Source organism: Maribacter confluentis (genome assembly GCF_030505015.1).
GTDB classification, from domain to species: Bacteria; Bacteroidota; Bacteroidia; order Flavobacteriales; family Flavobacteriaceae; genus Maribacter; species Maribacter sedimenticola.
The window spans coordinates 1,282,160-1,296,344 of record NZ_JAUKUC010000001.1 but is presented as its reverse complement, the minus strand read 5'-3'; the positions used below and the strand labels follow the sequence as shown (position 1 = coordinate 1,296,344).

The 14,185-nt window shown below is 36.9% G+C and carries 12 protein-coding genes; 3 read left to right on the top strand and 9 right to left on the bottom strand.

Translation table 11 applies throughout. The annotated features are described in order from the left end of the window. Positions 1-14: 14 nt before the first annotated feature. The 6 genes from Q2T41_RS05650 to Q2T41_RS05625 form a co-directional block, all read right to left on the bottom strand. Positions 15-2,504 (bottom strand): zinc-dependent metalloprotease, encoded by a 2,490-nt coding sequence (locus Q2T41_RS05650; protein WP_304435268.1) that lies wholly within the window; start codon positions 2,502-2,504, stop codon positions 15-17. Between the two features lie 185 nt (positions 2,505-2,689). After that, positions 2,690-4,129, bottom strand: coding sequence for an SLC13 family permease (locus tag Q2T41_RS05645; protein ID WP_304435267.1), 1,440 nt, complete (start codon positions 4,127-4,129; stop codon positions 2,690-2,692). 55 nt (positions 4,130-4,184) lie between these two features. Further along, the gene (gene lysS, locus Q2T41_RS05640) at positions 4,185-5,876 is read right to left on the bottom strand and encodes a lysine--tRNA ligase (RefSeq protein WP_304435266.1); all 1,692 of its coding nucleotides are present in this window, start codon (positions 5,874-5,876) and stop codon (positions 4,185-4,187) included. A gap of 39 nt (positions 5,877-5,915) precedes the next feature. Beyond that, positions 5,916-6,641: an SGNH/GDSL hydrolase family protein gene (locus Q2T41_RS05635; protein WP_304435265.1), complete on the bottom strand. Its 726-nt coding sequence runs from the start codon at positions 6,639-6,641 to the stop codon at positions 5,916-5,918. Positions 6,642-6,717: 76 nt separating this feature from the next. Beyond that, a complete protein-coding gene (locus tag Q2T41_RS05630) occupies positions 6,718-7,281 on the bottom strand; it encodes a thioredoxin family protein (protein ID WP_304435264.1) in 564 nt (187 codons plus the stop codon). 105 nt (positions 7,282-7,386) lie between these two features. Continuing rightward, positions 7,387-8,439, bottom strand: a complete 1,053-nt coding sequence (locus tag Q2T41_RS05625; protein WP_304435263.1) for a response regulator transcription factor — start codon at positions 8,437-8,439, stop codon at positions 7,387-7,389. 96 nt (positions 8,440-8,535) lie between these two features. Here Q2T41_RS05625 and Q2T41_RS05620 point away from each other — a divergent pair, with 96 nt between their 5' ends. The 3 genes from Q2T41_RS05620 to lipB are packed head-to-tail and all read left to right on the top strand — an operon-like array spanning position 8,536 to position 10,159. Next, complete coding sequence (locus Q2T41_RS05620) at positions 8,536-8,691, top strand: YqaE/Pmp3 family membrane protein (RefSeq protein WP_074669928.1); 156 nt, start codon at positions 8,536-8,538, stop codon at positions 8,689-8,691. A 9-nt stretch (positions 8,692-8,700) separates the two neighbouring features. Further along, a complete protein-coding gene (locus tag Q2T41_RS05615) occupies positions 8,701-9,438 on the top strand; it encodes a hypothetical protein (protein WP_304435262.1) in 738 nt (245 codons plus the stop codon). Positions 9,439-9,463: 25 nt separating this feature from the next. After that, positions 9,464-10,159 carry a lipoyl(octanoyl) transferase LipB gene (gene lipB, locus Q2T41_RS05610; protein ID WP_304435261.1) on the top strand — a complete coding sequence of 232 codons (696 nt, stop codon included), beginning with the start codon at positions 9,464-9,466 and terminating at the stop codon, positions 10,157-10,159. 48 nt (positions 10,160-10,207) lie between these two features. Here the strand turns inward: lipB and Q2T41_RS05605 are convergent, their stop codons facing one another. From Q2T41_RS05605 to rnhB, 3 genes are all read right to left on the bottom strand, one after another. Next, the gene (locus Q2T41_RS05605) at positions 10,208-10,900 is read right to left on the bottom strand and encodes a TapB family protein (RefSeq protein ID WP_304435260.1); all 693 of its coding nucleotides are present in this window, start codon (positions 10,898-10,900) and stop codon (positions 10,208-10,210) included. Between the two features lie 115 nt (positions 10,901-11,015). Continuing rightward, the gene (locus tag Q2T41_RS05600; protein WP_304435259.1) at positions 11,016-13,472 is read right to left on the bottom strand and encodes a ribonuclease HII; all 2,457 of its coding nucleotides are present in this window, start codon (positions 13,470-13,472) and stop codon (positions 11,016-11,018) included. A 34-nt stretch (positions 13,473-13,506) separates the two neighbouring features. Further along, a complete protein-coding gene (rnhB, locus tag Q2T41_RS05595) occupies positions 13,507-14,097 on the bottom strand; it encodes a ribonuclease HII (protein WP_304435258.1) in 591 nt (196 codons plus the stop codon). Positions 14,098-14,185 lie beyond the last annotated feature (88 nt).

Below are 14,185 nucleotides of genomic sequence, written 5' to 3'. Positions count from 1 at the left end.
AAAATCTGCAACAATTATTTTGGGTCCAAAATGTCGTTAATACGCTCAAAAACATCGTTGTAATGATATGTTGTCATTAAATTGGATGTCCTATTTCTTGCATTCCTGATTTCACGTCTTAAAATGTTCAATTCTGCCCGCGCCATGGTGCGAATATCAGATTGGCTAGTGTTGACAACTGTCGATTTTCTGTAGCCACCATAATCAGACGCCTTAGTTTGGTTTTCTGCGGTCAATAGATATGCTAAACGGTCTATATGAGCTTTTTGAAGGTTTCTTCTATAAGTATCCACAGCTTTCCCGTTTTTGGTTTCGGACCAGATGCCGGTTCTAAGTTCACCCATCATTTGCGCAAGTGAATAGGCATTCTTTTGGTCTAACGTTTCATTCTCTATAAGTCTTGCCATTTTGCCTAGGCTCAGTACATTGTTCAAGGTGCGTACCTGCATGCTACGCATTTGCTCTAAAAATCCGGAGTATTCCGTACGTTTAAGAATTTCCTCGTCCAGCATCCACGTGGGGGTAGTAAATAACTCTTCGTTCAAGAATGCCATGGCCCTTTGTTGATGATCTTTGGGAACCGCCGTATAAACCGCACCCTCTTGATCATAGGTCTTATGGTTTTCGTATACCCCGCCAATATTGTTGGATACATGTCCCATATATCTATTGAATTGGGCAAAGACCTGTCCGTATAGTTTATCTAGGTCTTTATAGTTCTTGCCGTCTTCTGCCGTCCATTCTATTAATTTGGGTACAATACGTTTTAAGTTGGCTATACCATATGCACTTGCTTTCATGGCATCGTCACCTAAATCTTCGGTCTGTGAGCTTGGATCTACGATATCGCCTACCTGTTGATGGCCAAAACGGTATAACGGATCACCGGCATGTGCCAATATCCATTTATCCAAAATGGGTTTTTCCTCTTCAGCAGATGTATTCAAAATAGGCTTGTAACCCCATTGTATGGCATATTTGTCATATATGCCAATATTTGGCATTAATGCAACCCCTTCATCTCCTGGTTGGGCTATATAGTTAAATCGTGCATAATCCATAATGGAAGGTGCCGTACCGTATTTTTGGGTAAAGGTTTTGGATCGTAACGAGTCTACAGGATAGGCAACACTGCTACCCATATTATGTGGCAGCCCCAATGTATGGCCAACTTCGTGTGACGAAACAAACCGTATGAGCCTACCCATAATTTCATCATCAAAAGATATACCCCTGGCAGCGGGGTTTATGGCCGCAGTTTGTACAAAATACCAATTTCTCAACAAAGTCATGACATTATGGTACCAGTTGATGTCCGATTCAAGAATTTCACCGCTACGTGGATCGCTAACATGCGGTCCGTTTGCATTGGGTATGGGCGATGCAAGGTACCGAACAACGGAATACCTTACATCTTCTGGAGACCATTCCGGGTCTTCCTCTACCGTTGGGGGTTCCTTGGCAATAATGGCATTTTTAAAACCGGCGGCTTCAAAGGCAACTTGCCAATCTTCAATTCCTTGTTTTATATAAGGAACCCATTTTTTAGGGGTTGCCCTATCAACATAATAAACAATCTGTTTTTTTGGTTCAACGAGTTCGCCATTGTTATATTTTTCAATGTCCTCATCCCTGACCTCCAAACGCCAACGGTCTAGAAATTTAATGGTTTTACTTTCTTGGGCATCTAGGCCATAATCTACTTGACCACGTGCAAACCAACCTACACGCTCATCAAAGTATCTGCGTTTCATAGGTTCCTCAGGTAATAGTACCATAGAGTTATTGATTTCTACCGAAATTGAACCTAAGGTAGAATTACTTGGTGGGTTACTGGCCATATACGTTTTTACATGGCGTACTTCTACATTTAAAGGATAGCTCTTTATAGACTCTATGTATCCCCTGCCTTCATCTAAACGCGAAACCTTATATCTCTTTCGGTACCGTTCTGGCATTCCAAAAGCTTTGGTATCCTTGGTAAAAATATCATTTACCTCAATGACCGTACTGGGCGAGAGCGAATCTTTTTTTACGGCCTTTATATCAAAGGAAAAAAGTACAGGCTCAAAATTAGAATTGACAACCGCTTCATGTACAGGTAGGGAATCTGCCGCCACTACGTCATGTGAAACCACACGAAGCAATACTTTTTTATCTTTCTTTTCCCAACGAAGTACCTGAGTATTGATTTTTCCACCACCAAACCCTATTCCCGATGCGGTTTTGGAAATACGGCTTACCATCAACATTTCTTTATTGAAAAGCGAATCCGGTATTTCAAAAAAGTGATTTTCATCTACCATATGGGTGGTAAATAGTCCCGTATCGCTAATAGCGTCCTTGGTAATAACCTTACTATAGGGCTGGATCTTGTCTTTAGAGGGTTTACCGGCTTCCTGCTCGGTATCTTTTTTCTTTTTCTTAAAAATTTGTGCTTCGGTATTCTGATAACCAAAAACACATACTAGAACGAGTAACTTTAGAAGTAGTTTTCTTTTCATTTTCTTGAGTTAGTTAGGTAATTTTCAAAGATTGAAATAATATCTGTAACAAATAGTTAATAATTTCTTAAGCCTATTTGTAACAATGTCCGGAAGAAGGCGTCTATTAAGTAGGAATAATCATTTTTTCATTCTGAATTAGTCAATTATAAAGCCTTTGCAAACCGCAAGGGCTTTATTTTATATTATGGATTAGTGAAAATAATGGGAAGGATAAAATGGAACATTCCAATAAGCAATAGAACGGCAATGAGGTTTAATACAACACCGGCACGTGCCATTTCATGAACCTTAATATAACCACTGGCAAAAACGATTGCATTGGGCGGTGTGGCCATAGGAAGCATAAATGCACAACTACTGGCAATGGTAATAGGTATAAGTAGATGTACGATAGGTAATCCCAAACCTAAGGCAATACCTGCGACGACCGGTGCCAAAACGGCTACAAGGGCAACGTTGCTCATTAATTCTGTCATAAAGAGCATTAAGATGATTAATAGAGTAGCGGTAAATAGAATGCTAAGGTTACTCTGTCCTATAAGCTCTGCAACCAAATCCACAATACCAGATACGGACATGCCATTGGCAAGGGAGAGTCCGCCACCAAATAAAATAAGGATACCCCAAGCAAGTTTTTGGGTATCCTGCCATTGAAGGATAAAATCTCCTTTCTTTAAATTATAGGGCAAAGTAAATAAGGCTATAGCGGCAAACATACTGATGAGAGTATCCGTAAGTCCCAAAGATGGAAATAGCGTATTAATGAGTGTTCTAAAGACCCATAGAAATACGGTAACCGCAAAAATGATAAGTACCATTTTTTCTTTCCTTGAAGTAGGTCCCAATTTGTTAAGCTCTTGATGAATAATGGTGTTGGATGCCTTGAACCTTAAATTTTGTGTGGGAAAGAACAATTTGGTTAAAACCAAATAACATATGGAAATCATGATGAGGGAAAAAGGTAGCCCTATGATCATCCACTTTAAAAAAGATATTTCAATTTGATATTCATTTTCCAATAGGCCAATAAGTACGGAATTAGGGGGCGTACCTATGACCGTTGCAATACCACCGGCATTGGCAGCAAAGGCAATGCCCAACATTACGCTCAAGGCAAAATTTCTGTCCCTCTTTGTAAATCCGTCCTCATCCTCTATTAACAGATTGATCACGGACATGGCTATAGGTAACATAACAACGGTACTGGCCGTATTACTGATCCACATGCTCAATACCGCCGTAGCGATCATAAAGCCCAATACGACCTTATTGGCGGTAGTACCTGTAAGTCTGATAATATTCAGGGCAATACGTTTATGTAAGTTGACTTTCTCCAAGGCCAGAGCCATAACAAAGCCGCCAAAAAAAAGAAAGACAATAGGGCTGCCGTAATTTGCTCCTACATCTGCTATGGGCATTATTTTTAAAATAGGAAAAAGCAACAGGGGCAACAATGCGGTTACTGATATGGAAACCGCTTCGGTTACCCACCATATTACCATCCATAATGCTACCGCTATAACAGCATCAGCATTATCAGATATAATTACACTGGGCAGGGCAATTAAAATACAAAATACAATAGGACCTGTAATCAATCCTATTTTACTACTTAGGTTCATGCTGGTTGGTTTTGCCAGCTTCTAAGCTACTATTTTTTATTTTTCCTTGAAAAGGCTATTTTATTAATTCAACAAAAAGAACATCGCCCTCCTTATAGATTTTAGCCAACTGTTGTTTTGTAATACCTTTAACGCCCTTGTCCCATGCTTTGTTGCTTAGATCGGCCTTGTTTTTAAGGGCATCCAATTCTATTTTCTTTTCTGACTTTAAAATGTCAAAAATAACTTTCTCGTTATCCGATAATTGTAGAGGTTTTTTCTCCGGTCTCATTTGCGGGAAGAACAATACTTCCTGTATAGAGGCATTATTGGTCATGAGCATAACCAAACGGTCAATGCCAATACCAATACCAGAGGTAGGGGGCATACCGTATTCTAGGGCCCTAAGAAAATCTTGGTCAATAAACATTGCCTCATCATCACCTTTTTCCGAAAGCTTTAATTGTTCTTCAAATCGCTCTCTTTGGTCAATAGGGTCATTAAGCTCTGAATAAGCGTTCGCCAACTCTTTACCATTTACCATAAGCTCAAAACGTTCTGTTAATGCAGGGTTGTCCCTATGTTCCTTTGTTAGTGGACTCATTTCCTTGGGGTAATCGGTAATAAAGGTTGGCTGTATATAATGATGCTCACATTTTTCGCCAAAAATTTCATCGATCAGTTTGCCTACACCCATAGTATCATCGACCTCTAAACCTAATTTTTTAGCCGTTTCACGTAGTTCATCTTCTGGCATTCCGGCAACATCTATTCCTGTGTGTATTTTTATAGCCTCTAAAATAGGTACTCTTGCGTAAGGAGCCTTGAATTCAATTTCGTGTTTGCCCACGGTTACCTTAGTAGTTCCATTGGCATCCATTGCAATTTTCTCCAATAATTTTTCAGTGGTATCCATCATCCAATTGTAGTCTTTGTAGGCTACATACAGTTCCATTACCGTAAATTCTGGATTATGGGTACGATCCATTCCTTCGTTTCTAAAATCCTTGGAGAATTCATAAACACCATCGAACCCACCAACGATCAATCTCTTTAGGTAAAGTTCGTTGGCAATACGTAAATACAATGGAATGTTCAGGGCATTATGGTGCGTTAAGAAAGGACGTGCCGTAGCACCACCTGGTATAGGTTGTAAAATAGGCGTTTCAACCTCTAAATAACCTTTATCGTTATAGAACTCACGAATACTATTGGTAATCTTGGTTCTCTTAATGAACGTTTCCTTTACTTTTGGATTGACCACCAAATCTACATATCGTTGGCGGTAACGTAATTCTGGGTCGTTGAACTCATCGTAAACCTTGCCTTCCGCATCTTTTTTGGGCAATGGCAATGGTCTAAGCGATTTGCTCAACATGGTAAACTTCTTTACCATTATCGTTTTTTCACCCACCTGAGTGGTAAATAAATCGCCTTCTATACCAATGATATCTCCAATATCCAACAATTTTTTATAAACATCGTTGTATAAGGATTTGTCCTCTCCAGTACAGATTTCATCTCTATTGAAATAAACTTGAATTCTACCAGAACTATCCTGTAGCTCGGCAAAAGAGGCTTTTCCTTGAATTCTACGAGACATTAATCTACCGGCAACGATAACCTGTTTACCTTCCTCATAATTGGATTTTATGCTTGCCGATGTGGCATTGACAGGGTATAGCGCAGCTGGATATGGATTGATGCCCAGCGCTCTTAGTTTTTCCAATTTTTCTCTTCTGATAAGCTCTTGCTCCGATAATTGCATGCCGTCGTTTATTTAGCTGGCAAATATAATCGATATGTATTAATCTTTCAATCTTGTGGACACTAAAGGATAAAGTCTATCCACAAATTTTTTATAGGCAAGGGAAGAAGGGTGTAGCCCGTCAGCGGCAACCAGTTCGGGCTCGTTCAAACCATTTCTGGTAATATCCGTAATGTTAAGGAAGGTTATGCCCATTGATGTACAGGTTACTTTTGCAAAATGATTATAATCGTCCAGTGCTTTAGAAATTTGTTCATTGCCATTTTGTTGACCATAAGGGGTATAAAAATAGTCCGGTATCGATAGTACGATCACTTTATTGGAATCATTGCCCGCCAGTTGAACGGCTTTTTTCAAAAGTTCTGGAAATTCTGATTCATATTGGGCAAATGGCCGGGATTGAAATTGATTGTTTACCCCAATGAGCAGGGTGACCAAATCATAATTGCCAGATTTCCTACCCATTATAGATGCAATCAATTGGTCCGTTCTCCACCCGGTTTGGGCAATGACCGTGGTCTCTACGTTTAGGTTTTTTGTTTCCTCTATTCTAGTATCCAATTGTGCAGGAAAGCTTTGTTCAAAGTCTACACTTTCACCGACCGTATAACTGTCTCCAAGAGCTAAATATGTTGCCTTTTGCGTATTACCATTTTGCTCCTGTATAGGTTCTGATCTAATGTCATCGGTTTGGCTACAAGATGGTGCTGTAGTAATGAGCAATAGAAGCAATGTAATTTTAAACGGCGTATAAATTTGTTCCATATAGATATAACGTAAAAAAGTTGCTAAGGTTCTTTAAAATTTAAGGAATTTATTATAGTCGTAAAAGGTTTATGAATCAATCAAAATGTAAGGTAGTAGCGTAATTGGGGATATATGCCTCACCGGAAACAATTTTAAATATATCACCTTCTAAAGTAGAAATAGGGCTTTCTATGATTCTGTTGACTTCCCTGCCATTTTTGTAAAATATATATGTTGGAACCCTACGAATATGAAGCGCCCATTCCTCACCTTGCGGACTTTTTTTGTAGTTGTCCTTTCGTTTGTCCACCGCAACTATTTTTAAATTCTCCATAGGATAATTGGCTTCTTTCAGGATTTTTACAAATCCAGGTAGCTCACGTTTGCTATCCCCGCACCATGTTCCCATAAAAACTAAGATTTTAAATGCACTTAAATTTTGTCTAAACAACGTTATTTGGGCGTTATCAGTTTCATATTTTTCATAATTAGGTGTGTACCAAGATGCATAATTTTGGGACATTAGGTGATTTTCGGTAATTTTTCCTAGCAAAAAAGGTTCTTGGTTTACAAGGGTAATTTCCTGGTAAGATTGTTGTGCAATTACATTGTAGATAATGCCTAATGCCAATGTGATAATCAAAAAGGGTAATCTCATAATATTCAGATTTAAAATTAAGCCTGAAAATTCTGGAAATTGCGGATATATAACGATTTGTAGTGGGTGGAAAAAGGTACTAGACCCGTGGTGGAAATAATTGTATTAGTGATATTGTTGTTTTATTTCAGTGCGGTTTGTTACTTCTAATTTTTTGTAAATATTATTGATGTGGGTCTTAACGGTGCTTACTGATATAAACATTGTAGAGGCTATTTCTTTGTTGGTCTTGTTTTGTAAAATCTGCTTTACTATATTTTGCTCTTGTTCCGTTAATTTGGCATAGGCAAGTTGGCACATCTTTTTTGCGTTAATTTTAGGCATTGCCAGTAAATAAATATTAAAGACCACTGAAATGAACAGTAGTATTGGTAACAACCATTTCAACAAAGGTGAGCTTGCGGTATTATTGTTTGCTATTTGTTCGTCTATCTCTATTTCCTTTTTATATTGTGCGGTAAACACGGTATTGGGATATGTAGTGGACAATCTTTCACCCAATTCCTTATAATAATTATTGGCGATTATATCCTTTATATAATAGGTGTAAGTTTCGTTCCTTTTATCCGATAAAAAGTTGTAGATATAAAGTTCTGCCAAAGGTTCGTTTAACTGCTCTCCAAAATCCTGTAATGTTCCAAACCATTTTTGTAGGTTCAATTTCTTACTTGCATCACTTCTAAAATCATTAAATTCAAAAGCCATTTGTTCTTTTAGTACATCTATTTCCAAAAAGATTTGAGATGTGTTGTTTGTAGATATTATTTCACACAACATTTCATCTGAAAAGGACCTTGGAAAATTTATGGTATCTGTATTTTTTGCTATGAATAGAATACTCTTACTGTTTTTGCAATTACCAAAAAAATGATCTGGCAATGATGAGGTTTCGCTACAATCGTCTAAATGAATCCTATATATTCTATTTTCCTCCAGTAAATTGTTTCCGTAAAAATTAAAATATCCTAAAGAATCTGTAACTGTTTTTTTGACAACTTGCTCCAAGGAGATCCTATCTAATTTTCTATAGTCTTCAATGATGGATAAATAGATGGATTTTTCGTTTTGAGGATTCGCTATCTGGCCGCTAAATTTGTACTGGGCCAAACTTACGCTACACCAACATAACGAGATTGCGAAAAAGATGTGTTTAAACATTGATTCTGATATGAGCATCTAAAATAAAAGATTTTGTAACAAAGCGGTTTTATTAACGACCAATAAGGTACATCAATCAATCAAAATATAAATCAAATGAGTTTAATTAGAGTTTTGCTTGCCATTTTTTTTCCGCCTTTGGCAGTTCTGGGCAAAGGTTGTGGGTCCTTTTTAATTGTTCTACTTTTGACCTTTTGTGGCTGGGTACCTGGGGTAATTGCCGCATTGGTAATTTTGAACAATCCTAACTAGATATAAAACATGAAATTTTCAAAAATGCTAACCGCTGTATTATTTGCAGTGGTGTTCGTTGCGTGCAATTTTACCGAGGAAATCTACTTTAACAATGATGGATCTGGGAAGATGAGTATGCGTTTTGATGGTGGTGAAATGCTACAAATGCTGCCAAGTACAGATTCTACCGCATTGGAAAAAGCTGTAGACTCTACCATTGTGTTTAAGGATGTTCTATGGGATAAAAAAGATAGCATTGCCACATTGACGCCGGAAAAGCAGGCCAAACTAAAAAAGTTGGAGCCTTTTAAATTGCATATGCAAGTAGATGCGGAAAGAGGTATAATGAATTTTGACCTGTTTAGGGATTTTAAAAAAGTTGCCGAGATCAACGATGCATTTAATACTTTTCAAAATGCCAGTTCAGTGGGTCCAATTGCAGGGGGTAAATCCATGCCGGGCAACGTTTCAGAGGAAAGTACTAGGGTAGACTATACTTTTAAGAATAATAGGTTTAAACGAGAAACAATTGTATTGGATCAAGCTTTATTTGAAAAAAGTATAGATAGTTTGGTCAGTGCGGAGATGTTTTTGTCAAGTTCTACCTACACATTCAGATACCATTTTCCAAAACGTGTTAAGTGGACCAACATTAATGAAGCTACCTTTTCAATGGATGGTAAAACTATGGTGCATGAAGTTAGTTTCTTGGATATGATGAAGAATCCTGAATCTATGATTATTGAAGTGGATTTGGAAAAATAGGATATAGCTTTTATATCTTTGTGAAATGAATAAACGGTTGCACATACAGGATTTAGGTCGTAAGGATTATAAGGAAACTTGGGACTATCAAGAACAATTGTTCAAGGAAATTCTTGATCTTAAAATACGCAACAGAAGAGAGTCGCTTAACTTAGAAACACCCAATCATTTTTTGTTTGTTGAGCATCCTCATGTTTATACTTTGGGCAAAAGTGGCGATATGGCCAACCTATTGGTTGATGAAAAAATATTGGAGGAAAAAGGGGCTGCCTTTTATAAAATCAATAGGGGAGGTGATATTACCTACCATGGTCCGGGACAAATCGTTGGTTACCCTATTCTAGATTTGGACAATTTTTTCACGGATATTCATAAGTATCTGCGTTATTTGGAGGAAATGGTCATTTTAACATTGGCCGAATATGACATCAAAGCTGAGCGTTCCCCTGGCGAAACAGGGGTTTGGTTAGATGTAGGCACTCCTTTTGCACGGAAAATTTGTGCCATGGGAGTTAGGGCAAGTAGATGGGTGACCATGCATGGCTTTGCCCTAAACGTAAATGCGGATTTGGGTTATTTTGACATGATGATTCCGTGTGGTATAAAAGGTAAGGCGGTAACTTCCTTGAATGTTGAATTAGGAAAGAAGGAAGTGGACCTGGAAGAGGTAAAGCAAAAGTTACTAAAACATTTTCAGGTACTTTTTGAAATTGATTCATAAAAAAACCGAAGCGAAAACTCCGGTTCAAGATATTGGATAGTTTGGTGTTTACTGATTAAAGGAGGTTAGCATTGTGCTGCTCATTAAATCTCCATTTTTCTTATAAGTTTCTTGTTTTACCATACCTACACCTTCTGACAACCAAACCCTTGAAGGGTATACTTGATTGGCCATCATCATTTTAGAACGGTTTTCACTGTAGAGAACAAAACATTCGTAAGTACCGGCAGGGGTAGTTACACTTTCTTTTTTTTCTACTTTTCTATTGGTCATATCTACGGCCATATTCATATTTATGCCGCTCATACTTATTTTCATTGTTACATTGGCGTCATTTAGGTTTTGCCCTACACTAAGATCATTGGGTATTTCAATATCTTTACCGGATATTTCAATATCCATATCGCCGTACTGCTGCATCATTTCAGTTGGTAGCAGAGATTCATAATCTAAGGTAACCATGTTTCCTGTACAGGAAAGGTTATAATCAGTATCGTAAATATCCTTTCCTTTATTATCTTTTAAATTTATGGCCATTGTGGCATTGGTGGTACCTCCTGTATTGGAAACATTGACTACCTTAAAAGAACTTACATTTTCAACTTTGCCTTTTTTGTTATAGTTCGTGTATTCCATGGCGACCCCTTCGGTCATTGGATAGAATTTACTGCAATTATCCTGAGCGATCATGGTGGTTATACTTAGTAGTAAAACCAAAAATAATATTGCCTTTGTTTTCATATAGTACGGTTTTCTTTAATGTCCTAAACATTTAAAAATATGAAAATAAGCCAGTGTAATTATGCAATTTGTATGAACGGTATATAAATCTTTGTCAAACCTAACATAACATGTATCATCGTATTTTATATACTTTAATACTATTTTCTTGGTCTTTGAAAACAAACTCTACATTCTTATTGTTATTAATATCGGCCATGTCAATAGATGAGCTTCCAAAAATGGGGAAATCGGGAATTGGTTTGGCTTGGCTATCGAAAACATATATTTTTTGGTTCTGTATATCGGTAACCGATACATAGATTTTATCGTTCAAATAAAATATTTCCGGTTTAGAATATACTCCTAGTTCAAGTTCAACTTTTTTATCACGTATGCGCAATATATTATCGTTCATAATTGCTAATGTTTTAGAAGTGGCATCCATTCCGTGATCTTTAGTAAGCTGTAAATTACTAGATGTTACTTTTCCTTGTGTATCTATTTGGAACAATGAACCGTCTAATGTGGTAAAAGTGAATTTATTTTGATAAAGTTGAACGGGGTTATTGGAAAACGAGAATTTTTCCTTTACTAGTATTCTTGTCTTGCCCACTCTATTTACAATTCTCAATTGTCCGTTTGCAAGTTTAAAAACAAGATAATCTTTTCTCCCAATACGGAAATGTTGGGGGATGTCTTCTACATTGCCCTCGGCTGAGGTATAGGTAAATCCTTTAACAATTTCGCCCTTACTGTTGTACATGAATACCTTATTTTCTTGGGTAACCACAAAACGGTAATCCTTACGGCCTTCATAATCAAATACAGCTAAAGGATTTACATTGCCGCCAGTATAGTTCATGGTAAAGGGTTGTACTTCATTGCCATTTCTATCCAATATTAGAAATTCGTTATTTGTGGTAAAAGCAAGTTGTAATTTTCCATTCTTAAAAAGGTCTACTTGATGAATTTTGCCCTGTATGCTGCTGTTAAGTTGTTTTTTCCATAAAATCTTTCCATTTGTTGAAATTAGATACAAGGTATTTTCCTGGTCTTGGACAATAATTTCTTTTTTACCGTTATTATGGTTGGTCACAAATTGAGGTAATGTGGCTAGGTCAGTTTGTAGCTGAGTCTCAAATACAGGGCTTACGGTATGTTGTTCATCTTCTTCGGTAATTTTCTTGATCAAGAAGTTTAAGTGAAAAAAACCATTATCCGCAATTAGCTGATTTGCAAAGACATAATCCTTTAGGTTACTCCTTAGAAATTCATTACTTAGTGATTCTGAAACTGATTTCTTAAAATAAGTTCCTGCACCTTCTAAATTTGAAATTGTTATTTTACTTGAGGTGGAGGTAAGTTTGGCTTCGGCATTTTTAAATAAAATGGTTTTATCAAACGTATCTCCTGTGCTGATTTTTGAAATGACAGATTCAATTCCGGTCTGGTTTTTTGTGAATACAATGGTATTGTCAACAATACTGGCATAGTTAAACGAAAGATCTCCGATTAGTGTATGAAGAGCGGTAAATAGACCCAGTTGTGATTTTAACTCCAAGATTTCATGTCCACTAAATTCATGGGTGGCGGTTTTTTCATTTTGTATGTAATCTACCAATGAGGCGGTACCAAAAGTTCTTAAAAAAAGAATGTCCTCATCATTATATGATGCAATTCCTATTTCCTCTACCGTATATAATAAAGAGTCCTGTTCGTTAATAGGAAACCCTTCTGTTTTTTTGTTTTGTACAAATGCAGCGTATTCTTCAAATCCGTAGGAAGTTACAGAGGTTGCATTGTTTGGGCTTAGTTTCCAAAGGGTATTGGTAATGGGTTTGGTGTGGTTGAGTAGGTTAAGTGAATAATTTGGGGTCATGGAAGGTAGGGTAACACCGTTCATTTGCAACTCCTGTTCGTTCAAGGTTATATCCAAAGATAGCCAACTGGCAAAGTTAAGGTTGGTTTGGTCTTGTGGTAAAATTTGTTTCAATAAAGGTCTGCCGTGTTCTAGGTCTATCCAGATATTTGCCAATTTTTCCTTATTGGCAGTATTTAAAAATTCATTTATGGATAGATTGTTATTTGATGTGGCATCACGGTTTAAGATAGAACTTAATACCGTTTTTGATGAACTTAAAATGGAATAGCTTCCATAAGGTGCGCTATAAAAGTGAATATCGTTGAACTGATAAGAAGTAATGGTGTTAGAATTATCGGTGATTTCCTCAATACGTTTATTGGTGATTTCGTCTACCTCGATCAGGGCAATACTATCCAAGGTAATATATGTGAAATCAAAAGTGGTACTATCGTTGGCTGTAAAAGTCAATAAACCGTTAGTTTGATTAGTTAGAAAATTGAACGGTTCTAGTTTGCTGACAATACTTTTAATGGGCCGTAAGTGTTCCAATTTATTATATGGCTCATTTGATCCAATAGCGGACTTGAGCGATTCATATTCATTTATTTGAATGGCAAGAACGGTATGGTCGGGAATTGCTTCTAAAATATCATTCTCCGTGTTTTTGTGGGGTGTACATGCAAAACAAAAAAGTATAGCAAAAACATATATAAGTAATAATCGCATGAAAATTGGTTTGTGTAAAGTTATGGTATTTGTATTATTTGGAGACGTCGTCCGCTAAAAGCTTAAAACTCATTCTATGGTATTTGGTTGGGCCGTATTTTTTAATTGCTGCCCTATGTTCTTTAGTAGGGTAACCTTTGTTTTTTTTCCAATTGTACATAGGATATTCTTCATGGAGCTTTAACATGTAAGCATCCCTTGCTGTTTTTGCCAGCACTGAGGCGGCCGCAATGGTGGTGTATTTGGAGTCGCCTTTAACAATACAGGAATGTGCTATTTTTTTGTAGGGCTTAAATCTATTCCCGTCTACTATGATATATGATGGTTGCGGAGTAAGCTGGTCAATGGCTTTATGCATGGCTAACAATGATGCGTTTAAGATATTGATTTCATCAATTGTTTCAGGGTGTATATGTACAACGCCAAAAGAGACGCATTCCATTTTTAATATGGGTTCCAGCGTAATTCTTTTATGGTGCGACAATAACTTGGAATCGGTTAAAACAGAATTTTCAAAATGTTCTGGTAAAATGATCGCAGCGGCGGTTACCGGACCTGCTAAACAACCTCTTCCGGCTTCATCTGTACCTGTTTCGTTAATGTTTTTATGATATTTAAGAAGCATTATGTTTTTTTTAACTTAAAATTTGGAATTTTAAATTCAACTAAAAAGTTAAATAATTGAATATATTTTATTAAAATTTTAAAAATTA